This is a genomic window from Sulfitobacter aquimarinus (assembly GCF_040149565.1).
GTDB lineage: Bacteria > Pseudomonadota > Alphaproteobacteria > Rhodobacterales > Rhodobacteraceae > Sulfitobacter > Sulfitobacter aquimarinus.
The window spans coordinates 442,327-465,373 of the sequence record NZ_JBEFLO010000001.1; the positions used below are offsets into that span (position 1 = coordinate 442,327).

Genomic DNA, 23,047 nt, shown 5'->3' on the forward strand with positions numbered 1-23,047 from the left:
GAAAGTCTGGTTGCGCCCAGCAAAAAGCCCCCGCGACCGAATAGGTCACGGGGGCTTTGAGATCAGTTCAGTTAAACTGCGGTATTAATCGCGGCTTTCCTCGTCAAAGCTTGGCGCTTGGTCGAAGACGTCGCCACCGACGATGTCATCCGCTGGTGCTTCGGGTGCGGCAAGACGTGCTGCAGCTTCTGCTTCCAGGCGGCGTGCTTCGACCACCACGTTATCGCGGTCGCTGGCCACACGGCGCATCTGCTGGGTTGCCCCACCTGTGCCCGCCGGGATCAGACGACCCACGATGACGTTTTCTTTGAGACCGACCAGCTTGTCACGCTTGCCCTGAACCGAAGCCTCGGTCAGCACGCGCGTTGTTTCCTGGAAGGACGCGGCCGAGATGAAGCTGCGCGTTTGCAGCGACGCCTTGGTGATGCCCAGCAAGATCGGCTCGCCCTTGGCGGGACGACCGCCTTTGGACAGCGCCTTTTCGTTGGCTGTATCGAACTCGAGCTTGTCGACGTGTTCACCTTTCAGCAGCGTGGTGTCGCCGCTTTCCTGGATTTCCCACTTCTGCAACATCTGACGCACGATGACTTCGATGTGTTTGTCGTTAATCTTCACACCTTGCAGGCGATAGACGTCCTGCACTTCGTCGATCATGTAATCCGCAAGCGCTTCGACACCCATAATGGCAAGGATGTCATGCGGCGCAGGGTTGCCGTCCATGATGTAGTCGCCCTTCTGGACAAAGTCGCCTTCGGCCACGGGGATGTGTTTCCCCTTTGGCACCATGTATTCGACCTTGTGATCCGGATCTTCCGAGCTCTCGATCGCGATGCGGCGCTTGTTCTTGTAGTCCTTGCCGTAGCGCACATAGCCGTCGATTTCGGCGATGATTGCGTGGTCTTTTGGACGACGTGCTTCGAACAATTCCGCAACCCGTGGCAGACCACCGGTAATGTCCTTGGTCTTGGCGCCTTCACGCGGGATACGCGCGATGACGTCACCAGCGGACACTTCCGCGCCGTCTTCGACGCTCATGACCGCATCCACAGACATCGGATAGGTGATCGGGTTGCCTGCTGCGTTGCGCACAGGCTCCCCGTCGGCGCCAACCAGAATGATCTCTGGCTTCAGCTCGTTGCCTTTGGCAGCCGAGCGCCAGTCGATCACGATCTTCTGTGTCATACCGGTCGCATCGTCCGTCTCGTCTTTTACCGAGATGCCGGAAATCAAGTCGACGTGTTTGGCCGTAGCAGCCGCCTCGGCGATGATGGGAAGCGTGTAGGGATCCCATTCAAACAGCTTGTCGCCGCGGGCAACTGTCTGGCCCTCTTTGACAAATAGCTTGGTACCGTAGCCGACCTTGTGGCTCGCGCGCTCTTCACCGTTTTCGTCGATGATGAGCATCTTCATGTTGCGGCCCATAACCATCGTCTCGTCCGCAGCGTTTTGCAGGGTGTTGGTGTTCTCGAAGGCAATCTTACCCTCTTGACCCGCTTCCTGGAACGACTGCTGGCCACCTTGGGCAACGCCGCCGATGTGGAATGTCCGCATCGTCAACTGTGTGCCCGGCTCACCGATGGATTGCGCCGCGATGATGCCGACGGCCTCACCCTGGTTCACCAGCGTACCGCGTGCAAGGTCACGACCGTAGCACATGGCGCATACGCCCTCTTCCGCGTCACAGGTCAGCGGCGAGCGGATGCGTGCGGATGGCACGGCAGCTTCGTCGATCAGGTCCGACATGCGCTCGTCCACGATGGTACCGGCGGCTGCCAGCACTTCATCGGTGCCCGGACGCATGATGTCTTCTGCCACAACGCGACCCAGCAAACGCTCGGCCAACGAGCTTACGACTTCACCGTCGTTCACAGCCGCAGTTGCGGTGATTGCAACGTCAGTCCCGCAATCATGCATACGCACGATACAGTCCTGCGCCACGTCCACCAGACGACGTGTGAGGTAGCCGGAGTTCGCAGTCTTCAAAGCCGTATCCGACAGACCCTTACGGGCACCGTGGGTGGAGTTGAAGTACTCAAGAACGGTCAGACCTTCCTTAAAGTTCGAGATGATCGGCGTTTCGATGATGTCGCCGTTCGGCTTGGCCATCAGGCCGCGCATACCGCCCAACTGTTTCATCTGCGTAACAGAACCACGCGCACCGGAGTGGGCCATCATGTAGACCGAGTTCGGCTCGTTCTCGGAGCCGTTCTCGGCGTAGGTGGTGTCGGAAATCGAGCCCATCATCGCATCGGTGACTTTGTCGTTACACTTTGACCATGCATCGACAACTTTGTTGTACTTCTCGCCCTGAGTGATCAGGCCGTCCATGTACTGCTGTTCAAAGTCTTTCACCTGCTCGCGGGTCTCTTCAACCAGCGGCCATTTGCTGTCAGGGATCAGCATGTCGTCCTTACCGAACGAGATGCCGGCCTTGAACGCCTGACGGAAACCCATGGTCATGATCTGGTCACAGAAGATGACGGATTCTTTCTGGCCACAGTAGCGGTAGACCGTATCGATCACCTGCTGCACTTCTTTCTTACGCAGCAGACGATTGACCAGATCAAAGGGTGCTTTTGCATTCAGCGGCAGCAGAGCGCCCAACAGAACACGACCCGGCGTGGTGTCGAAACGAACGTCGACCTCATTGCCTTCGGCATCAATCTGTTTGATCCGCGCTTTGATCTTGGCGTGCAGATGCACTTCACCGGAGTCGAGCGCGTGCTGCACTTCGTCTACGTTACCAAAGACTTTGCCTTCACCGACCATGCCGTCCCGCTCAAGCGTCACGTAATAGAGGCCAAGGATCATATCCTGCGAAGGAACAATGATCGGCGCGCCGTTTGCAGGCGACAGAACGTTGTTCGTGGACATCATCAACACGCGGGCTTCCAGCTGGGCTTCCAGCGAGAGCGGCACGTGAACAGCCATTTGGTCGCCGTCAAAGTCAGCGTTAAAGGCGGAACAGACCAGCGGGTGCAGCTGGATGGCTTTGCCTTCGATCAGGACAGGCTCGAACGCCTGAATGCCAAGACGGTGCAGCGTAGGCGCACGGTTCAGCATGACGGGGTGTTCGCGGATGACTTCATCCAAGATGTCCCAAACTTCGGGGCGCTCTTTTTCCACCAGCTTCTTGGCTTGCTTGACTGTCGAAGACAGGCCTTTGGCTTCCAGACGCGAGTAGATGAACGGCTTGAATAGCTCGAGCGCCATCTTCTTGGGCAGGCCACACTGGTGCAGCTTCAGCTCGGGGCCAGTCACAATGACCGAACGGCCGGAGAAGTCGACGCGCTTACCCAAAAGGTTTTGACGGAAGCGACCCTGCTTACCCTTCAGCATGTCGGACAGCGATTTCAACGGACGCTTGTTGGCGCCTGTAATCACGCGGCCACGACGGCCGTTGTCGAACAGCGCATCCACAGATTCCTGCAACATCCGCTTTTCGTTCCGCACGATGATATCGGGCGCACGCAGCTCGATCAGACGCTTCAGACGGTTGTTGCGGTTGATCACGCGGCGATACAGATCGTTAAGGTCGGAGGTCGCAAAGCGGCCACCGTCCAGCGGCACCAGCGGGCGCAGCTCTGGCGGGATCACGGGGATCACGGTCAGAACCATCCACTCGGGGCGGTTGCCGGATTCAAGGAAGGACTCAACCACCTTGAGGCGTTTGATAATCTTCTTGGGCTTCAGTTCGCCTGTGGCTTCTTTCAGCTCTTCGCGCAGCTGGTCGGCTTCCGCTTCGAGGTCAATCGCAGCCAGCATTTCGCGGATCGCTTCGGCGCCGATGTTGGCGGTGAAGGCGTCCATGCCGTAGGCGTCTTGCGCGTCCATGTACTCTTCTTCGGTCATCATCTGACCGTAGGTGAGGTCCGTCAGGCCCGGCTCAATCACGACATAGTTCTCGAAGTACAGAACGCGTTCCAGATCGCGCAGGGTCATGTCCAGCATCAGGCCGATGCGCGATGGCAGCGATTTCAGGAACCAAATGTGCGCAACGGGCGAGGCCAGCTCGATGTGACCCATCCGCTCACGGCGAACCTTTTGCAGCGTGACTTCCACACCGCATTTTTCGCAGACAACGCCGCGGTATTTCATGCGCTTGTATTTGCCGCACAGGCATTCGTAGTCTTTGATCGGGCCAAAGATACGCGCGCAGAACAGGCCGTCACGCTCTGGCTTGAACGTGCGGTAGTTGATGGTTTCGGGCTTTTTGATCTCACCGAAGGACCACGACAGGATACGCTCTGGCGAGGCCAAAGATACCTTGATCTCGTCAAAGGTCTTCATCGGTGCAACCGGATTAAACGGGTTGTTTGTCAGTTCCTGGTTCATTTTCAATCCTTAGATTTATTCTCGAAAGCGGTGGAGAGGGGACCCGATTTTTTCGAAAAAATCGGACCGGAATTTTCAAAAATTCCGATTGCGCCCTACTCATCTTCCTCCGCATCCAGGAGTTCCATGTTGAGGCCGAGGCCGCGGACTTCTTTGACCAGAACGTTGAACGATTCAGGAATACCTGCTTCGAAGTTGTCCTCGCCTTTGACGATGCTTTCATAGACCTTGGTACGGCCTGCAACGTCATCCGATTTCACGGTCAGCATTTCCTGCAAGGTGTATGCAGCGCCGTAGGCTTCGAGTGCCCAGACCTCCATCTCACCAAAGCGCTGGCCACCGAACTGTGCTTTACCGCCCAATGGCTGCTGGGTGACCAGCGAGTATGGACCGGTAGAACGCGCGTGGATTTTGTCGTCCACGAGGTGGTGCAGTTTCAGCAGGTACTTAACGCCAACAGTCACCTTGCGGCTGAACTGCTCGCCCGTGCGACCATCAAACAAGACCGACTGGCCAGATGTGTCAAAGCCTGCGCGTGCGAGGCTGTCGTTCACATCCGCTTCCTTCGCGCCGTCAAAGACGGGCGTTGCAATCGGCACACCGCGGGTGACGTTGCCTGCTGCTTCCAGCAGATCATCCTCACCCAAGCCGCTCAGACCTTCGTCATAAACGTCATCGCCGTAGGCCAGCTTCATCGCTTCGCGCACAGGGGTCATGTCGCCGGAACGCTTATACTCTTGCAGCGCCTCGTCCACATTGATGCCCAGACCGCGTGCGGCCCAACCCATGTGTGTCTCAAGGATCTGACCAACGTTCATACGCGATGGCACGCCCAGCGGGTTCAGACAGAAATCAACCGGTGTACCGTCTGCGAGGAACGGCATGTCCTCCATCGGGACCACTTTGGAGATAACACCCTTGTTCCCGTGACGACCGGCCATTTTATCACCGGGCTGAAGCTTGCGCTTCACCGCGACGAATACTTTGACCATCTTCATCACACCAGGGGGCAGATCATCGCCACGGCGCACTTTCTCGACTTTGTCCTCGAAACGCGCGTCCAAGGTCCGTTTCTGGATCTCGTACTGCTCGTTCAGGGCCTCAACGATCTTGGCGTCATCCTCGTCTTCGAGGGCCAACTGCCACCACTGACCGCGTGTCAGGACATCGTCCAACACTTCCTCGGTAATCTGGCTGTTCGGCTTGACGCCTTTGGGGCCTTTCACGGCCACTTTGCCGAGGATCATCTGACGCAGACGGGCAAAGATGTTGCGATCAAGGATCGCCATCTCGTCGTCACGGTCACGGGCAAGGCGCTCGACCTCTTCCCGCTCGATCTGAAGGGCACGTTCGTCTTTTTCAACGCCGTGGCGGTTGAACACACGTACTTCGACAACGGTCCCGAAATCACCCGGCTTTACGCGCAGCGATGTATCACGCACGTCCGACGCCTTCTCACCAAAGATGGCGCGCAGGAGTTTCTCCTCCGGCGTCATCGGGCTTTCGCCTTTTGGTGTGATCTTGCCGACCAGAATGTCACCGGGCTCCACGTCTGCACCGATGTAGACGATGCCCGCCTCATCGAGGTTGCGCAGCGCTTCTTCACCGACGTTTGGAATATCGCGTGTGATTTCCTCTGGCCCAAGCTTGGTGTCACGGGCGGCGACTTCGAATTCCTCGATGTGGATCGAGGTAAAGACGTCATCACGCGAAACGCGCTCTGAGATCAGGATGGAGTCCTCATAGTTGTAACCGTTCCAAGGCATAAACGCGACAACTACGTTTTTACCAAGGGCCAGCTCACCCATGTCTGTTGACGGACCATCCGCAATCACCTGACCTTTGGTCACAGTGTCACCGACCTTCACCAGCGGACGCTGGTTGATGCAAGTGTTCTGGTTGCTGCGCTGGAACTTGCGCATGCGGTAGATGTCTACGCCTGCATCGCCCAGCTCAAGGTCTTCGGTGGCGCGAATAACAATTCGTGTTGCGTCCACTTGGTCGATCACGCCTGCGCGCTTCGCCATGTAGGCCGCACCGGAATCGCGTGCCACAACTTCTTCGATGCCTGTACCGACCAAAGGCGCTTCGGCCTGAAGCAGCGGCACAGCCTGACGTTGCATGTTCGAGCCCATCAAGGCGCGGTTCGCATCGTCATTTTCAAGGAACGGGATCAAGGACGCCGCGACCGAGACCAACTGTTTGGGCGACACGTCAATCAGGTCCACGTTTGTGGAAGGCGACAGCGTGTAGTCACCTGATTTACGGGTCGAGACCAGCTCGTTCACGAACTTCATGTTCTCATCAAGGTTCGCGTTGGCCTGCGCCACAGTGTGACGCATTTCTTCGGTCGCAGACATATACTGCACTTCGTCCGAGACGACGCCGTCTGTTACCTTGCGGTAAGGCGTTTCGATGAAGCCGTATTTGTTGACGCGGGCAAAAGTTGCCAAGCTGTTGATCAGACCAATGTTCGGACCTTCAGGCGTTTCAATCGGGCACATCCGACCATAGTGGGTCGGGTGAACGTCACGCACCTCAAAACCGGCACGCTCACGCGTCAGACCACCTGGCCCAAGCGCGGAGAGGCGACGCTTGTGCGTAACCTCGGACAGCGGGTTGGTTTGGTCCATGAACTGCGACAGCTGCGAGGAACCAAAGAATTCACGCACCGCAGCAGCCGCTGGCTTGGCGTTAATCAGGTCTTGCGGCATGACGGTGTCGATCTCGACAGAAGACATACGCTCTTTGATCGCACGCTCCATGCGCAGCAGGCCCACACGGTACTGGTTTTCCATCAGCTCACCAACGGAACGCACACGGCGGTTGCCGAGGTGGTCAATGTCGTCGATGTCGCCGCGGCCATCACGCAGATCGACCAATGCTTTGATACACTGCACGATATCGTCACGGTCCAGCGTACGCTGCGTGTCTTCTTTGTCGAGTGCGAGGCGCATGTTCATCTTCACGCGGCCAACAGCGGACAGATCATAACGCTCGCCATCAAAGAAGAGCGTGTCGAACAGGTTGCTCGCGGCCTCAACTGTGGGCGGCTCGCCAGGGCGCATCACGCGGTAGATATCCATGAGCGCGGTGTCGCGGTTCATGTTCTTGTCTGCCGCCATCGTGTTGCGCATGTAAGGGCCAACATTGACGTTATCGATGTCCAAGAGTGGGATCTCGGTGATACCTGCGTCAATCAGCTCTTTGGCGGTGCCCCCGATGAGCGTGCCGTCTTTGTCATACTCCAGCGTCATCTCGTCACCGGCTTCGACGTAGATCGCACCGGTTTCTTCGTTGATGATGTCCTTGGAGACGAACTTGCCCGCGATGTGGTCGTAAGGCAGCAGCAGCGATGTCACGGAACCGTCGTCGATCAGTTTCTTGACCGCGCGCGGGGTGACTTTCTTGCCTGCTTCAAACAGAATCTCGCCGCTGTCCGCATCTACGATGTCATAGGTCGGGCGGGTGCCGCGCACGCGCTCGGGGAAGAACGGTGCAATCCAACCTTTGCCCGCGTCCAGCTTGTAGGTCACGGTGTCGTAGTACGCGTCCATGATCGCTTCTTGATCAAGGCCGAGAGAGTACAACAGCGTTGTAACAGGCAGCTTACGACGGCGGTCAATACGCGCAAAGACGATGTCTTTTGCGTCGAACTCAAAGTCGAGCCACGAGCCACGGTAAGGAATGATGCGGCAGGCGAACAAAAGCTTGCCCGAGGAGTGCGTCTTGCCCTTGTCGTGGTCAAAGAAAACACCGGGTGAGCGGTGCATCTGGCTTACGATCACACGCTCGGTACCGTTTACAACAAACGTACCGTTGGGCGTCATCAGGGGCATGTCGCCCATGAACACGTCTTGTTCCTTAATGTCCTTGACGGACTTCGCGCCTGTGTCCTCATCAATATCAAACACGATCAGACGGAGCGTTACCTTAAGCGGCGCGGCATAGGTCATGTCGCGCTGCTGGCATTCCTCAACGTCGTACTTCGGCTTTTCCAGCTCGTACTTCACGTACTCGAGGATCGAAGTCTCGTTGAAATCCTTGATCGGGAAGACCGACTGGAACACACCTTGGATGCCGTCACCATCGGTGGGCGTCTCGGCATCGCCGGAATTCAGGAAAAGATCATAGGAGGATTTTTGAACCTCGATGAGGTTCGGCATCTCCAGCACTTCGCGGATTTTGCCATAATATTTACGTAGACGCTTCTGGCCAAGGAAGGATTGTGCCATATGTCGTGTCACCTTTCGTGTCTCTTGCCGACTGCGCCATCACCGGGGACGTGATGCACAGCCATAAGAGCGGCTAAGTCCGGTCTATGCTGGAGCGCGTCCCACCGCACCCCTTCCGACCTATGGACCTCTCCAAAAAGACGCTTCGGTTCGAAAAGCGCCTGTTAAGACAGGTTTATCGCAACATCTCTCCCCTCCCCTCCTGCGTGACGTCATTGTGTCAAAGGGGGGCAAGGTCTCCTGATGGTGCGACAGAAAAAACGGGTCTCGAATCATCGAAGCCCGTGTGAAAGGTTCAAATAGGGTGATGGCGCGGGGAAGGCAAGGGGGGTGGTGGGGTCATACGCGGTGAACAGCGCGATAATAGATGCGCCTATGTCTGCTCTGGAGCCTATGCGATCGACGCTGCGTGATGAACCGATGGCGGCTTTGCGCAGGGAGCTAGCTTTGCAAAGTCTTCGCTTCAAACAACACAACATGTTGGGCTTTCCATCTACGAGGCGATGAGCTTGAAGTTGGTTTCTAACTCTACGAGCTACATCCATGCAAAAAAATACATTCTTGTACGAGGTATCCCAAGAACTTGCCCGCTTCGACGCCAAGCTCTTGGGTTTGTTTAGATGTCCAGTATGTCTTCGAGACCTGCCGGTCGGCAACTTTGGAAGCCCCGACGCAGACAATGCGATCAACGAAGAGCACATAATACCGGCCTCAGTCGGGGGAAAACAAACCACCTATTTGTGCAAGAAGTGCAATAGCACATTCGGGCACAAGCAGACAAAATGGCTCGTCGAGTGGATTGAGCTAATCGAGGGAGGCGCACCATTTCCGATAGATCCGAAGAAGCAGAAGGCTAGGATTAGTGCCAACGGCAGCAAATTGAATGGTTCAATGCATCTCGGTGAGGATGGATCGCTTGAATTTTACTCGGACCGAGAACGTTCCAACCCAGTAGATTTCGATGCGCATTGGAGCGAACCGAAACCCTCGGAAATCAAGATTGAATTTTCGATGCCAGTACTTTCTAACGAAGAATCTTTACGGGTGGGCTATCTTACTGCCGCCTATGGTCTTTGGTTCAAGAATTTCGGTTATTCCTTTGTCCTTCAGTCAAGCTTGGACACTGTCAGAAGGCAGATTCTGAACCCTGCTAAGAACATTATGGATTGGAACTTTCTCATTGAAATCCCAGCTCGTGAAATCAGAGAGCCGAGCATCGGGCTTATGAGGTTTGATCAAGATTATTTTCCGATTGCTGCAATCTACGACCACATTGTGCTGCTGCCCTCAGCGCAGAAACTACACCCTCCAAGCACATCTGCTAAAAAAATATCCAAGAAGCTGATGTCTCTGGGTGACGAAATTGCCCCACGTTTTCAGCATCGCTGCGTGGGACCAGCCGTTATGATTTGTGACGGTCAAGTCGTTATTCAGCCAGACATGATTGCCAATGCGACCATTCCCCCTCAGCATATTTGGGTCGATGGCTGGCCATAGGCGCAGCCTTTAGCGAGAAGAGGGCAACTTACGCTGTTCTTGGCATGAATGTCCGCTCCGATCTGGGAGCCGTCATTGGCGCAGGATGGATCAACGGCAACTTCGTCCCGCACAACAGACACTCCACAAAAAAACGGCGGCCCCTCTCAGGACCGCCGCTCTCATTTCCAAGAAGTGAGTTACCCCACCTCCAACCAGCTTACGCCAGTTCGACTTCTGCGCCAGCTGCTTCCAGCTTGCCCTTGATGTCTTCGGCTTCGGCTTTGTCGACGCCTTCTTTGATTTTGCCACCGGCTTCAACGAGGTCTTTGGCTTCTTTCAGGCCCAGGCCTGTGATGCCGCGAACTTCTTTGATCACGTTGATTTTGGATGCGCCGGCGTTCTTCAGAACAACGTCGAATTCAGTTTGCTCGGCTGCGTCGCCACCGGCGTCCGCTGGGCCCGCCATCATGACTGCGCCACCGGCTGCAGGCTCGATGCCGTACTCGTCTTTGAGGATTGTTTTCAGTTCTTGTGCTTCAAGCAGTGTCAGACCAACGATGTCTTCTGCCAGTTTTTTCAGATCAGCCATGTTTTAGCTCTTTCCGTTAACGATGTGTGTTTTCTAGCGTGCAGTACAGGACCGCTACGCCGATATGAGTAGTTGCTTACGCAGCCTTGTCTTCGATCGTAGACAAGATGGATGCGATGTTGCTTGCAGGTGCGCCAATGGCCCCCGCGATGTTCGATGCTGGTGCACCCAACATGCCCGCGATTGTGGAGATAAGCTCCTCGCGCGAAGGCATTTTGGACACGGCTTCGACACCGGCGGCGTCCAACGCGTTCTCACCCATGGCACCACCGAGGATAACAAGCTTGCTATTCTCTTTGGCGAACTCCTGAGCAACCTTGGCCGCGGCCACAGGATCCTCAGAATAGGTCAGAACGGTCATACCCGTCAGAAGGTCAGCAATGCTTGCGCATGGCTTGCCCTCAAGGGCGATCTTGGCGAGCCGGTTTTTGGCAACACGCACAGACCCGCCCGCAGCGCGAGCGCGCGCACGAAGGTCCTGCATTTCAGCAACTGTCAGACCGACATAGTGGCTTACCACTACAACGCCAGAGCTTTCAAAGATTTCGCCGAGTTCATCGACGAGCTGTTCTTTTTGTGCTCTATCCACAGTTTCTCTCCAATATTATCGGAGGGGTGTGACCCTCCGAGGCTCATTCAACCGGACAACATGTCCGGCATCGGGTCCTTACGGGTCCTTCCCAAGATCATCCGAGAGCGTGGCCCGCGAAATCTCTAAAGTCATTCCCCATCTCAGGCAGGAATTATGAAGGCTTTGACCCCCTCACCCACCATCTCGGACGAAGTGCAAAAAAGCGCACGACGAATCGTGCGCGGCAATGCAAGGGATGACCTAATCCGAATGCGCTCAAATGCCAAGGGTGAAAACAGGCCCGCCCGAGCCGGCCGTTTTGGACCGGCGCACACCGTAGCGCCCCCCACCAGATCACAGTGCGCTTAGGCCACCCGCAATTTCATCTGCGATCGCGGCGGCGTCGACGCCCTCACGCTCGGCCGAGACCCTCAACCCCAACAGGTCGGATTGATACCGCCGCGCAAGCGCCTGCGGATCGTGCGCACCACCGATACTGCCTGAGGATTGCGCCTGCTGAAACAGCTCGGCGAATTGCGCCTCCATGCTCAGCAGATGCTGGTTCGCAACCTGCGCCAAAGGATGGCGGTGGGCGTGCAGTTCCAGAAGTGTCTTGGACAACATGCAGGCCTTGGCCGGGGCTGCATCATTCTCTACGACCATCTTGGGAAACCGCTGCAACGCTCTGATCGGGCCATGCGCTTGCACCAATGCCTTTAGACGCTCGCGCCCGTCAGCAGCGTATCTTTCCATCGCCAGCGCAAATAGCGCTTCTTTGGACCCGAACGCTGCATAAAAGCTGCCGGGCTTCATCTGCAAGACGGCTTCGAGGTCCTTCAAAGACGTCCCCGCCCAGCCGCGCTGCCAGAACAAATCGCGGGCGCGTTCGATCAGCTCGTCTCGGTCATAACTCGGCTTGCGGGGCATTGATCACCAATTGTTGAATGATTGCTCAATTATATACTTGAGCGATCACTCAAGAAAGCCTAAATGTGAATCTATCGCAACTTTCCAAGGACACGACCACATGACTTTCCCATCCCACGACCTCGACTCCGCACCAGAAGGCTCCAAGCCTTTGCTCGAAAACTCGCAAAAAGCGTTTGGCCGCCTGCCCGGCTTGCACAAAGTTCTGGCGGAAAGCCCGCAGGCCTATGAGGCGTATCAAGTGCTGCACAAGCTGTTCACAGAAACAGATTTTGACGCGGATGAGCTGACCGTCGTTTGGCAGGCCATCAACGTAGAGAACGCGTGCCACTACTGTGTTCCCGCACACACGGGGATCGCCAAAATGATGAAAGTCTCGGACGAGATCACCGAAGCGCTGCGCAACGAGACGCCCCTGCCTACGCCCAAGCTGGAAGCACTGCGGACATTCGCGGTCCAGATGGTGCGCGAACGCGGCAACGCGACAGACGCCCAGCTGGAGGCATTCTTTGCCGCAGGTTACAGCCACCGCGCCGTATTGGATGTGATTTTGGGGATCGCGCAAAAGACGATGTCCAACTACGTCAACCACGTCGCTGTGACACCTGTCGACGAAGTCTTTCACCCCCTCAAGTGGGAACGCAGCGACACCCCGCTGAAAGTATAAGACGGCCAAGGCGCGCTTTTGACCACAGGCGAGGCGCGCCACCCGCATCGCGGTATAGAAACGAAAAAGGGCGCCCCGAACGGAGCGCCCTTTCTCTAATCAATGTCCGAAAATTATTCGGTAACAGCGTTGTCCACTGCAACAGTCACGCCTGGCCCCATGGTCGAGCTGAGCGCGATTTTCGTCATGTAAGCGCCTTTGGCGCCCGCTGGTTTGGCTTTTGCAACGGCACCGACAAAGGCACGGATGTTTTCGACCAGCTTGGCTTCGTCAAAGGATGCTTTGCCAACGCCTGCATGGACGACACCGCCCTTTTCAGCTTTGAACTGCACTTCGCCGCCTTTGGCCGCTTTCACGGCTGCAGCAACGTCCATTGTCACTGTACCGACTTTGGGGTTCGGCATCAGGTTACGGGGGCCAAGCACTTTACCCAGACGACCAACGACGGGCATCATGTCAGGTGTCGCGATGCAGCGATCAAAGTCGATCTTGCCGCCTTGCACGATTTCCATCAGGTCTTCGGCACCGACAACGTCCGCACCAGCGGCTGTTGCTTCGTCGGCTTTGGGGCCACGGGCGAAGACAGCGACGCGCACGTCTTTGCCTGTGCCGTTTGGCAGGCCAACCACACCGCGGACCATCTGGTCTGCGTGGCGCGGGTCAATGCCGAGGTTCATGGCGATCTCGATGGTCTCGTCAAACTTTGCGTTTGCGTTCCCTTTGATCAGCGCCACGGCTTCTTCAACGGTCATGTTCTCTTTGCCGGCAAATGCTTCGCGGGCGGCGGTGGTGCGTTTTCCAAGTTTAGCCATCTTACTTAACCTCGATGCCCATGGACTTTGCTGAGCCCAGAATGATTTTCATTGCCTGTTCCACGTCGTTTGCGGACAGATCGGCCATTTTGGCTTCTGCGATTTCGCGCAGCTGCTTGGAGGTCACGGTACCAACGGTTTCACGGCTGGGCGTTTTCGCGCCAGAGTTCACCTTGGCCGCTTTTTTCAGGTAGTAGGACGCAGGCGGCGTCTTGATGTCCATCGTAAAGGACTTGTCCTGATAGTAGCTGATCACGGTCGGGCACGGCGCACCGGGCTCCATGTCTGCTGTCTTGGCGTTGAACGCCTTACAGAACTCCATGATGTTGATGCCGCGCTGACCCAATGCTGGACCTACGGGCGGGGACGGGTTTGCTTGACCCGCTTTAACTTGCAACTTCATCGTACCGACGAGTTTCTTGGCCATTGGCCTTCTCCTTTTAAAGCGCCTCGGGACGCGTTCCCAAGGTCAGATTGCTTCGTGGTCCGGTGCCCGCACGCGTGCGCGCCGCCTCCCACGTTGTAAATTGCAGATGCAACAGCGCAGCCCATAGACGCAAAACCGCGTTTTAGCAAGAGACGTGTCGCGGTTTCAGCGCCGTTTTTTCCAAGGCAAGGCCTGAAGAATCATTGCCACCATGCGGGCCTATCTGATCCAATTTTAAAAGGTTTTTTATAAGTTTTTTTATCAGTAACTTATTCGGTCATTTGGTGAGCAGTTTAGCGAGTACCGCGATCAGAAATTTATTCAGAAATTCAAGAGAAAGGGACAGGACATGTTCACCCTCAAAGGCGCTTTTCTTTCCGCCGCTCTCGCATTGTCGCCCGCAGTCGCATTTGCACAGGCCACCCTTAATTGCGGCCAAAGCTATACAGTTGCCCCGGGCGATACCCTGACAAAGATCAGCACACGGGCCTACGGCGTAAGTGCCTTTGGCGTATTGGTCGAGGCGAACAAGAAGGCGCTTGGCGATAATCCTAACCTTCTGTTTGTCGGCCAAAAGCTGATGATCCCCTGCCGCGGCGCCGCACCTGTTGTGGCTGAGGCCGCCGCTACGGCTCCGGAACCAGTGGTTGCCGCGCCCAACGACGGCCCCGTATTGCTCACCTTTAACAAAGCCTCTGACCCGCGGTTTGTCATCAACACCGGCATCATTGAACCGTTCTTGCAACGACTAGAGATGGCGACCGAAGGCCGCGTGCGCTTTGTTGATCCGCCAATGATGAACCGCGACCCGCAGGCGCAGTTCGATCTGGTCACATCGGGTCAAGTCGACGCGGCCTATGTCTTTAACGGATACCTCACGGAATCGCACCCGCTGCTGCAACTGCCCATGATCCCCCTGATGGGCGGCTCTGCCGAACAAACGGCGGTGTCTCTTTGGAACCTGCATGACCGATACCTGTCAAAAAGCGATTACTTCTCTGACGCGCATCTGGTCGGATTCGTCGCCGCGCCGACCTCGCATATCTGGCACCGTCAGGTTGACCCCATCGTCGCAGGTGACGGCAGGATCGCGCGCAACGACTACCCTGTGCCCTATTTTGACGGCCTCGACACGATCGGGCCAAAACGCGTGCAAGACCGCAACAAAGAGAAATTCGGCAATCACAATGAAGATGTCGACGGCAAGCTTACCTTTATGATGGCGCACGGCGCGGCACGGGCCGGGGCCATCTGGACACCCGAGCGCGGCGTGACCGAGGTCGAAAACGGGATCTACACCCCGACCTTCTCGGTCATTATCTCGAACGAAGCATGGGCGCGGATCTCGTCGACGGATCAACAGATCATCACGGCGCTTGCTGGCCTTGCTTTGTCGCAACGCTCGGCCGCGTGGGACGCGTTTGATAACGGGCACCGCCAGATCATGCTGGATGGCGGGCTGGATGTCTCATACCCCGACGGGCCGCTGCTGCGGGAGTTGGAAGAGGCAGCACAGGCGAAATTGGCCGTCTGGGCGCAAGAGGCGGAGAAACTGGGCATCCCTTCGGAGCAGGCCATCGCCTCTTACCGTGCGAACCTCGCGTCGCTGCGTTATTTGCTGATCTTCCGCTAAAAGCGATCACACCAAAAAGAAAAGCCGCGCCCTATGAAAAGGGCGCGGCTTTGTCAGTCAGGGAAGGTGCGGTGACCCTCAGACCTGTTTGTTGACCTGCGTAAAGTCCAGCTCGACCGGGGTTTCGCGACCAAAGATCGACACCATAACCTTGAGCTTCTGGTTGTCTTCGTCCACTTGCTCGACCATGCCGTCGAAATCTTCGAACGGGCCATCGGCCACTTTGACTTTCTCGCCAATCTCGAAGTGGATGAGCGTGCGAGGCGCTTCTTCACCCTCTTGCACACGGCCAAGGATCGCGACAACTTCGGCATCGCGCATCGGCATCGGGCGGCCTTGCGGGCCCAAGAAACCTGTGACGCGGTTGATCGAGTTGATCAGGTGATAGCCACGGTCGGACATTTCCATGTGGACCAGCACATAGCCGGGCATAAAGCGACGCTCGGTCGTGACCTTCTTGCCGCGACGGATCTCTATGACTTCCTCGGTCGGAACCATCACTTCGTCGATCTGGTCCTCAAGCTCCTGCTCGGCCACAGTTGTGCGAATTTGTTCGGCGATCTTCTTCTCGAAGTTGGAGAGGACACTGACCGAATACCACCGTTTTGCCATTTGATCTTTGTCCTTGTTCCAAAAGCGCATCAAAGCGCGCAGCCGTTTCTAAATCACATCAGGGCCTGCGCCCTGCCCGTCCAACATCCCCTCGGCGTGCAAGTCGAATCATTGCACGGGGTCCGCAAGACAGGTCTGCGGGGTAGCCCACGCGCAGTGGGGATTCAAGTGTTTGCGAAGAAATTTGCGTGGCAATCGCCGCAAGCGGTCGCTTAGCCAAACATATTCAGTACGTACTGAAGACCGCCACGGATGATGATATCCACCAGCGCGAAAAACACAGCCGTCAATGCAGCAAGGATAAAGACCATAACAGTCGTCAGCATTACTTCGCGACGTGTGGGCCAAACAACCTTGGCCACTTCGGCGCGAACCTGCTGAATAAACTGAAGCGGATTGGTGGTGGCCATGAATGTCATCCTGAACTGGTGTCTTAGTGCCATCTAACGGCTGTATCGCAGTGATTCAAGACTGCAAATAAATCAGCGCCTCAAGACGCCTTTTCGCCAAGGTCGGACAGTCGGCGCTCCATCGCCTCTGCGTGGCGCGTATCTGCCATCGCCAGTTCGCCGAAATCAGGCAGATACAGCCCGTCAACAGAACCTTCGGGAAAGCGGTCAAGGATCGCGTCCCACTTCATCGCGAATCTGTCCAGCCGTGCGGTAAAAATGGCCGCCCGTTCGGGACGGCGTGCGCTGTACCAACGGCCAAGCTTCATCACGCCTTTCCAAAAGCCGTCATAGCCGACAATCAGGAAGACACCGACCATAATGATCACGGACAGAACCAAAAGCCCAATCACCAGCCATGGGCGTAACAAGACCAGCAAGGCAAAAACTCCGAGCGCAATATGCGCAGGCGTTGGGCGATAGGATTGTATGCGCCCGATCAGGCTGCCTTCGTCGCGTTGGGCCACAGGACGCGGTTGCGCTGCTGGCGCAGGTTTCGCGGCGGCTGGCGCTTTCCGGCGCAGTGACAGGCCACGCTTGGCAGGTTTGGGCGCAGGTGTTGCCGTATGAGAATCAGCGGGGCGCAGCCGTGGAAGAGCCTGCGCTTTGCGGGCAGGTACTTCGGCCGGCTGCCGCACCTCTGGCGCAGGATCGGCCGCGCGGCGAAACGACTTGCGCGGCGCAGGTGCTTCTTGCTCGGTCAGAATCGACCTGATTGCACTCAGCGATTCGGCGTCAAGGTCAGGCCCGCCAACGGCGGCATCGGAAGAAGTGGTTTTGGGCGCTGAAGTCATTTGTCCTACCATCACACTATGCGTTCGAAGGCCGAGTTAACCAGCTTCTTACGGCGCGACGATGGAGCAAATGTGGCATGACTGTGGCAATGTGTCCGACCACGCAAGCAATCCGCGCATGTGCGGCCACTGCGCAAGCGGACGAAACAATATCGCTGCGGGAAAATTGGCAGGGGCTGAGGGACTCGAACCCACGACCCTCGGTTTTGGAGACCGATGCTCTACCAACTGAGCTAAACCCCTATGCCTGACGGTTGGGTAGTCGGGTTTTCAGAATTGATCAAGGGGCATCACACCCGTTGACGAGGAAATTCTGGCGCCAGGTGCCAGATAGGCGCTTCCGCGGCGGTTTTACTGCGGGCAACATCGGGCTTCGCACAAAGCCTTCGGCGAACAGGGCGCCCCTCTCTGCGCCGCCCACGCCGACGACATCGGCAAAAACCGTTTTGGTGTGTTGGCGGGAATGACGTGCGCTCCGTATGGTGAACCTGCACAAGACAGATTAGTCCAATGTCGCAGAAATCAGGTTGTTTGCGCGGAAACTTTTGATATTCGCTACAGCTTGCTGACGAAGGCACCATATTTCCGCGATGCCGTGAAATCACATAGATACCCCTAAAACAGGAAATTTGGGCGCGGTTAAATTACGTCAAGGCGGCCGTCAGGCGCAACAAATTGACGGTCACATTTTTGAGGCTTCTTCGTCAGTTCGGCTCGCAAGCAAAGTATCTCAGATACTTTGTGCCCAAATCTTCTACGAAGATTTGCCCCCCACGACAAAGGCCGCCCCTCTCAGGGCGGCCTTTGTACATTCGATGCCAGCTATCGGTCCTGCGGACCGCTACGCTTGGCTGGTGTTCCTTCACGCATCTGTTAGAGGCTGCGCCAGACGATCACATCGTGATCTCGGGCGCAGCCCCTAACAAGGTGCGTCAGTCGATCACGCTGTGATCTTGGACACAACACCCGCGCCAACAGTGCGGCCGCCTTCGCGGATCGCAAAGCGCAGGCCGTCTTCCATCGCGATAGGCGCGATCAGCTCTACGTCGAACTGCAGGTTGTCACCTGGCATTACCATCTCAGTACCTTCGGGCAGCTGAACGGTGCCGGTCACATCCGTTGTACGGAAGTAGAACTGTGGACGGTAGTTCGCGAAGAACGGCGTGTGACGGCCACCCTCTTCTTTGGTCAGGATGTAGGCTTCGGCTGTGAACTTTGTGTGCGGGTTCACGGACGCTGGCTTACAAAGAACCTGCCCACGCTCAACACCTTCACGGTCCACACCGCGCAGCAATGCGCCGATGTTGTCGCCTGCTTCACCACGGTCCAGCAGCTTGCGGAACATTTCAACGCCTGTGCAGGTCGTTTTCTTGGTGTCGCGGATACCAACGATTTCGATCTCGTCGCCAACGTTGATCACGCCACGCTCGACACGGCCTGTCACAACAGTACCACGACCAGAGATCGAGAACACGTCTTCCACTGGCATCAGGAACGGCTGGTCAACAGCGCGTGCAGGTGTCGGGATGTATTCGTCAACCGCTTCCATCAGCTTAACGATCGAGTCTTTGCCGATGTTGTCGTCACGCTCTTCCATCGCCGCCAGCGCGGAGCCGGGGATGATTGGAATATCGTCGCCAGGGTACTCGTACGAGGACAGCAGCTCACGGATTTCCATTTCAACCAGTTCCAGCAGCTCTTCGTCGTCTACCTGGTCAACTTTGTTCATGTAAACAACCATGTACGGGATGCCAACCTGACGGCCGAGCAGGATGTGCTCACGCGTCTGGGGCATTGGGCCGTCGGCCGCGTTCACAACCAGGATCGCGCCGTCCATCTGCGCCGCACCGGTGATCATGTTCTTCACATAGTCAGCGTGGCCCGGGCAGTCGACGTGCGCGTAGTGGCGCGCTTCGGTTTCATACTCAACGTGCGCGGTAGAGATCGTGATCCCGCGTGCTTTTTCTTCGGGCGCGCCATCAATCTGGTCATACGCTTTGAAGTCACCAAAATACTTGGTGATCGCAGCCGTCAGCGTCGTCTTGCCGTGGTCAACGTGGCCAATCGTGCCGATGTTGACGTGCGGCTTGTTACGTTCAAACTTTTCCTTTGCCATGGTGGGCGCCCTTCCAAAGTCAAAAGGCCCGCATCGGGCCTCAATTGCATATGGCGCGGCACATATGTGGTCTGGGCGGTAAAATCAAGCACGTCTTGCACTGCCCGCGCAGTTTCCTGCGCACCGCCACTGTGTCCAAAGCCTATTCGTCCTCGACCGCATCACTGGCGACATCGGCGGCAGCGTCTGCCGCGGTGCTATCGCCTGCAAACCATCCCTCGGCCTTGTTCTGGCGCACCAGATAATTCTGGATCTGCTTGACGGCATTCTGGCTAAGATTTTTGAACTGTTCTTCGGCGGTTTTTGTATAGCCCGACCCGACAAGCGGCCCTTGATCAAGGGATTCGATCACGGTCATTTGGTGCGCTTTGGCAGTCAGTTTTTCCTGCTTTGCATCATCCCAGACTGTCAGACGGATCACCATGGCCGATTTCGGTGCGGCGACTACAGGAATACCCGGAGGTGCGAGGAAATAGCTCTCGATCGAGATGCCGAAATGATAAAGACGGTCCCCATCGTAGCGATCGAATCGCTCGGCCACGGCGTCCTTCAGCATCTTGGTCATAACCTCGGTCTCAAGCGTACGGCTGAGCGGCACTTTCTGGACCTTGGGCGCGACGACGACATTATGGCTCAGCTTGAAATTGCCCAGCGGCACGGCAGGCTTTGCCAGATCAGAGGCCCCGTTACAGGCGGCAACCACCGCCACCAAAAGCATCGCAGCAACACTGCGCATCATCTTGATCCGACCCATCAGACGTCTCTCCCTTATTGCCCCGCTGCGATACCGCAACCACCCCGCGGGCGCAATGTTCAGCATTTTGGATGGGCACCCGCGTGCCTAACCTGTGGCAATTTGCCTGACGCAGGAACGGCTATGCCCCTGCATGGTCCGTTGATGTGCGGACTAGGTGACGAAACCTTGACCGCGCCTTTCTGTGCGTTGAGCAGGGCCGCGAACCATCTACACGTTTAGTCGCAGACCGCTTTCAAATCAGCCCAATCGCTGTCTGACAGAATGTCCAGATAGCGAAAGTCAGGCCGCGCTGCGCTGCGGGCGCGTTCGATCCGACTGCTCAGCGTCGGGTGGCTCACGAAGTGAGAGACAACACCTTCGGTATCGCCGTACTTGTCGCGCAGCCGCTCGAACATATCGCCCAGTGCGGCGGGCGAGACACCCGCATCCTCCAACGCGCCGTAGGCATAAAAGTCGGCCCCGCTTTCGGCCCCTTGCGCATAATTCGCGGCGATCAGTTTTTCGGTCAGGAACAACACCGCAGCGCCGCCCGCAAAATCACCAAACAGCAGGCCCAGAATACCAATCGATCCGGCCGAGCGTAGCGCGTGGCGCGTCGGGTCGCGGTTCACCACATGGCCCACCTCATGGGCCATCACGGCGGCGATTTCATTCGGGCTAAGCGCCGCGTCGATCATGCCGCGAAAGAACACAACATAGCCACCAGGCAGCGCAAAGGCGTTGACCATCTCGTGATCCAGCACAAAGACCTTGATCGCATCCTCGGTCCCGCGCTCAACGCCCAAGCCCACCAACATCGTCTCAAGCGCGGCCAGTCCAGCGGGATCATCGCAGGTGTCCAGCGGTGGCAGCCCCGCCCCCGCCAGAGCCGAGCGTATCTGCCCGAAAGTCGCCTCGCCCAGCGCCCGCTCTCCTGCGGGGGGGACAAAGGTGGCAAGCCTGTCTGCCAGCAGCGGAACCAAGACGCCGATTTGCAGCGCCACAGCCGCCACAGCGGTCACGGCCCAAGCCGCCAACCGTCCGCGCCCCTTGGGCGGCGCGCGGCGTTGCAGGCGGGGCATGTCGCGCAACAGGCGCATGTCACCCAGATGCAGCCGCGCCAGCGGGTCGTGCATCCAGCGCAGAATGACGTTTGATCGACCAGCGGTATCGTCCAACTGCCTGATCTCATCCAAAGGCCAGCGCAGCGGTGATACGCCCAGCGCAGGGCTGCTGATCTCCAAGACGCCCTGCACGCGGTCCACGTTCAACGTCACATCACGGGGCAGCGGAGTATCTCCGTCAAAATAGACGCTTTGATAGGCGGTATCCTCGCGGGTATCGCCCTCGTTTTGCGGTGGCACGGGGGGTGGCATCGTCATATCGCAGCCCCTAGATCCAGCGCCTCTGCAAAGCCTTCGGCCTCGGCAAATTCATCGCGTGCGCGTTGGCTGACGGTGCTGAACCCGGCCACATCCACAAGGCTAAGCGTGATCGCCATATGACGCATCAGCGGATAGGTGACAAAAACGTGGTGCAGCACGCTCCAGAACAGAAACACGCCGAGATAAAGCATCGCCAACAGGCCTGTCGCAAGCCAGCGCGGCACAGCACCCAGCGGGTTGAACTCCCCCGCGCCGATGTCAAAGAGCATGTCCATATCCAGCAGGCCAAAAGCCAGACCGACGATGGCCAGAAGACCAACGAACAACAGCGTATAGGCGATGGTCGTGCCCACCACATAGATCACCGAGACGCGCAAACTGTTCAGCCCCGAGCGCATCCGGATCGCGCCACTGCGTTTATGGTCCGCCAGAATACGTTTACTGGCGAAACGGTAGTGAACAGCGCCATAGATCAGCAGCATGAGCAACGGAAACACCAATAGCAAACGCTCTGGATGTGCAAAATTGAAAAAGGCTTGCTCGAACCGCATGTCGTCATTTGGGTTCTCGACAAGATCGTCAATGACCCCCTCCATCCCCGTCAGCAGCGGATCAATCCCGATGATCCACATCGCCCAAAGCACCAAACCGACCACAGCCGCCCCGAACGGGATCGCCGCACGGTAGAGCATCCACCAATGCCCACCCTGCTCCAATTTAGCAGAGCCGAAATAGGTGCGATCGGTTTTGTACTTCTCGAGCCAGAAGGTCATGCGCGGCCAGAGCAATCCTGCCGAGCAGATCGTGATCAGCCAATGCACCAACGCACGCCACGCGTATCCCCACGCGCCTTTCTCCAATCCGAACCGCACGCCGCGCCAACGGGTGCGCGCCAGCACATAACGCCGTGCGCGGTATTGCGCATAAAACCAGATCGGGATCACGCCGATAAAGCTGGCCGAATACCCCATGACCGAGCTTTGGAAGACCGAAAAGCTGATGAACATCAGCGCCAGGTTAACGACCCCGATATAGAAGGTGAGGATCACCACGGCGATAAAAAACCCAAGCAGCTTTTCCCAAGGATCGCCCACATATTCCATCGGATGCCCGCCCGGCCGGATCGACGACCAATACCAGCGCCGCAACCGTGTCTTCATCCAGAAGCGGTAGAACCCAAGCGTGAGGACGGTCCAGAACCCCGACTTGAGCGCGAGCCAGAACAAAGCCGAGCGGTTGCCCGCAAAATCCACCCCCATCCCGTAGACGGGCACGGGGGG

The 23,047-nt window shown here is 57.1% G+C and carries 17 protein-coding genes and 1 tRNA gene; 3 read left to right on the top strand and 15 right to left on the bottom strand.

Going from position 1 to position 23,047, the window contains the following annotated elements:
- Window positions 1-84: 84 nt before the first annotated feature.
- Together rpoC and rpoB are read right to left on the bottom strand one after the other, a co-directional pair.
- Complete coding sequence (gene rpoC / locus ABMC88_RS02315; RefSeq protein ID WP_349575211.1) at window positions 85-4,335, bottom strand: DNA-directed RNA polymerase subunit beta'; 4,251 nt, start codon at window positions 4,333-4,335, stop codon at window positions 85-87.
- Window positions 4,336-4,430: 95 nt separating this feature from the next.
- Window positions 4,431-8,570, bottom strand: coding sequence for a DNA-directed RNA polymerase subunit beta (gene rpoB, locus ABMC88_RS02320; protein ID WP_349575212.1), 4,140 nt, complete (start codon window positions 8,568-8,570; stop codon window positions 4,431-4,433).
- A 543-nt stretch (window positions 8,571-9,113) separates the two neighbouring features.
- On the opposite strand from rpoB, the gene ABMC88_RS02325 reads away from it, so the two are divergent.
- On the top strand, window positions 9,114-10,067 hold the full coding sequence (locus ABMC88_RS02325) for an HNH endonuclease (RefSeq protein WP_349575213.1): 954 nt from the start codon (window positions 9,114-9,116) through the stop codon (window positions 10,065-10,067).
- A 199-nt stretch (window positions 10,068-10,266) separates the two neighbouring features.
- Here ABMC88_RS02325 and rplL read toward each other — a convergent pair whose 3' ends face one another.
- The 3 genes from rplL to ABMC88_RS02340 all read right to left on the bottom strand — a co-directional run bounded on the left by rplL (window position 10,267) and on the right by ABMC88_RS02340 (window position 12,136).
- Window positions 10,267-10,638 (bottom strand): 50S ribosomal protein L7/L12, encoded by a 372-nt coding sequence (gene rplL / locus ABMC88_RS02330; RefSeq protein WP_349575214.1) that lies wholly within the window; start codon window positions 10,636-10,638, stop codon window positions 10,267-10,269.
- Between the two features lie 76 nt (window positions 10,639-10,714).
- Window positions 10,715-11,227, bottom strand: coding sequence for a 50S ribosomal protein L10 (gene rplJ, locus ABMC88_RS02335; RefSeq protein ID WP_349575215.1), 513 nt, complete (start codon window positions 11,225-11,227; stop codon window positions 10,715-10,717).
- Window positions 11,228-11,563: 336 nt separating this feature from the next.
- Entirely contained in the window at window positions 11,564-12,136 is a 573-nt protein-coding gene (locus ABMC88_RS02340) for a TetR/AcrR family transcriptional regulator (protein ID WP_349575216.1), read from the bottom strand.
- Window positions 12,137-12,236: 100 nt separating this feature from the next.
- On the opposite strand from ABMC88_RS02340, the gene ABMC88_RS02345 reads away from it, so the two are divergent.
- A complete protein-coding gene (locus tag ABMC88_RS02345; RefSeq protein ID WP_349575217.1) occupies window positions 12,237-12,803 on the top strand; it encodes a carboxymuconolactone decarboxylase family protein in 567 nt (188 codons plus the stop codon).
- 113 nt (window positions 12,804-12,916) lie between these two features.
- On the opposite strand, the gene rplA is transcribed toward ABMC88_RS02345, so the two are convergent.
- Both rplA and rplK read right to left on the bottom strand, forming a co-directional pair.
- The gene (gene rplA, locus ABMC88_RS02350; RefSeq protein ID WP_349575218.1) at window positions 12,917-13,615 is read right to left on the bottom strand and encodes a 50S ribosomal protein L1; all 699 of its coding nucleotides are present in this window, start codon (window positions 13,613-13,615) and stop codon (window positions 12,917-12,919) included.
- 1 nt (window position 13,616) lies between these two features.
- Window positions 13,617-14,042 carry a 50S ribosomal protein L11 gene (gene rplK, locus ABMC88_RS02355; protein ID WP_349575219.1) on the bottom strand — a complete coding sequence of 142 codons (426 nt, stop codon included), beginning with the start codon at window positions 14,040-14,042 and terminating at the stop codon, window positions 13,617-13,619.
- Window positions 14,043-14,391: 349 nt separating this feature from the next.
- Here rplK and ABMC88_RS02360 point away from each other — a divergent pair, with 349 nt between their 5' ends.
- Window positions 14,392-15,675, top strand: a complete 1,284-nt coding sequence (locus ABMC88_RS02360) for a LysM peptidoglycan-binding domain-containing protein (protein ID WP_349575220.1) — start codon at window positions 14,392-14,394, stop codon at window positions 15,673-15,675.
- A 78-nt stretch (window positions 15,676-15,753) separates the two neighbouring features.
- On the opposite strand, the gene nusG is transcribed toward ABMC88_RS02360, so the two are convergent.
- The 8 genes from nusG to ABMC88_RS02400 all read right to left on the bottom strand — a co-directional run bounded on the left by nusG (window position 15,754) and on the right by ABMC88_RS02400 (window position 23,026).
- Window positions 15,754-16,287, bottom strand: a complete 534-nt coding sequence (nusG, locus tag ABMC88_RS02365) for a transcription termination/antitermination protein NusG (protein WP_349575221.1) — start codon at window positions 16,285-16,287, stop codon at window positions 15,754-15,756.
- Window positions 16,288-16,499: 212 nt separating this feature from the next.
- Window positions 16,500-16,697 carry a preprotein translocase subunit SecE gene (gene secE, locus ABMC88_RS02370; protein ID WP_184562905.1) on the bottom strand — a complete coding sequence of 66 codons (198 nt, stop codon included), beginning with the start codon at window positions 16,695-16,697 and terminating at the stop codon, window positions 16,500-16,502.
- 80 nt (window positions 16,698-16,777) lie between these two features.
- Window positions 16,778-17,530, bottom strand: a complete 753-nt coding sequence (locus ABMC88_RS02375) for a hypothetical protein (RefSeq protein WP_349575222.1) — start codon at window positions 17,528-17,530, stop codon at window positions 16,778-16,780.
- Window positions 17,531-17,697: 167 nt separating this feature from the next.
- Window positions 17,698-17,773: transfer RNA gene (locus tag ABMC88_RS02380), tRNA-Trp, on the bottom strand.
- Between the two features lie 697 nt (window positions 17,774-18,470).
- Window positions 18,471-19,646 carry an elongation factor Tu gene (gene tuf, locus ABMC88_RS02385; RefSeq protein WP_349575205.1) on the bottom strand — a complete coding sequence of 392 codons (1,176 nt, stop codon included), beginning with the start codon at window positions 19,644-19,646 and terminating at the stop codon, window positions 18,471-18,473.
- A gap of 142 nt (window positions 19,647-19,788) precedes the next feature.
- Window positions 19,789-20,400, bottom strand: coding sequence for a hypothetical protein (locus ABMC88_RS02390; protein WP_349575223.1), 612 nt, complete (start codon window positions 20,398-20,400; stop codon window positions 19,789-19,791).
- 218 nt (window positions 20,401-20,618) lie between these two features.
- Window positions 20,619-21,764, bottom strand: a complete 1,146-nt coding sequence (locus ABMC88_RS02395) for a M48 family metallopeptidase (protein ID WP_349575224.1) — start codon at window positions 21,762-21,764, stop codon at window positions 20,619-20,621.
- Window positions 21,761-23,026, bottom strand: coding sequence for a DUF898 family protein (locus tag ABMC88_RS02400; protein WP_439655567.1), 1,266 nt, complete (start codon window positions 23,024-23,026; stop codon window positions 21,761-21,763). Before ABMC88_RS02400 ends, ABMC88_RS02395 begins: the two co-directional genes overlap by 4 nt.
- Window positions 23,027-23,047: the final 21 nt, after the last annotated feature.

Coding starts and splice junctions, on each gene's coding strand:
- rpoC (WP_349575211.1), bottom strand. CDS start 4,335: ATGAACCAGGAACTGACAAACAACCCGTTTAATCCGGTTGCACCGATG.
- rpoB (WP_349575212.1), bottom strand. CDS start 8,570: ATGGCACAATCCTTCCTTGGCCAGAAGCGTCTACGTAAATATTATGGC.
- ABMC88_RS02325 (WP_349575213.1), top strand. CDS start 9,114: ATGCAAAAAAATACATTCTTGTACGAGGTATCCCAAGAACTTGCCCGC.
- rplL (WP_349575214.1), bottom strand. CDS start 10,638: ATGGCTGATCTGAAAAAACTGGCAGAAGACATCGTTGGTCTGACACTG.
- ABMC88_RS02340 (WP_349575216.1), bottom strand. CDS start 12,136: ATGCCCCGCAAGCCGAGTTATGACCGAGACGAGCTGATCGAACGCGCC.
- ABMC88_RS02345 (WP_349575217.1), top strand. CDS start 12,237: ATGACTTTCCCATCCCACGACCTCGACTCCGCACCAGAAGGCTCCAAG.
- rplA (WP_349575218.1), bottom strand. CDS start 13,615: ATGGCTAAACTTGGAAAACGCACCACCGCCGCCCGCGAAGCATTTGCC.
- rplK (WP_349575219.1), bottom strand. CDS start 14,042: ATGGCCAAGAAACTCGTCGGTACGATGAAGTTGCAAGTTAAAGCGGGT.
- ABMC88_RS02360 (WP_349575220.1), top strand. CDS start 14,392: ATGTTCACCCTCAAAGGCGCTTTTCTTTCCGCCGCTCTCGCATTGTCG.
- nusG (WP_349575221.1), bottom strand. CDS start 16,287: ATGGCAAAACGGTGGTATTCGGTCAGTGTCCTCTCCAACTTCGAGAAG.
- secE (WP_184562905.1), bottom strand. CDS start 16,697: ATGGCCACCACCAATCCGCTTCAGTTTATTCAGCAGGTTCGCGCCGAA.
- ABMC88_RS02375 (WP_349575222.1), bottom strand. CDS start 17,530: ATGACTTCAGCGCCCAAAACCACTTCTTCCGATGCCGCCGTTGGCGGG.
- tuf (WP_349575205.1), bottom strand. CDS start 19,646: ATGGCAAAGGAAAAGTTTGAACGTAACAAGCCGCACGTCAACATCGGC.
- ABMC88_RS02390 (WP_349575223.1), bottom strand. CDS start 20,400: ATGGGTCGGATCAAGATGATGCGCAGTGTTGCTGCGATGCTTTTGGTG.
- ABMC88_RS02395 (WP_349575224.1), bottom strand. CDS start 21,764: ATGACGATGCCACCCCCCGTGCCACCGCAAAACGAGGGCGATACCCGC.
- ABMC88_RS02400 (WP_439655567.1), bottom strand. CDS start 23,026: ATGGGGGTGGATTTTGCGGGCAACCGCTCGGCTTTGTTCTGGCTCGCG.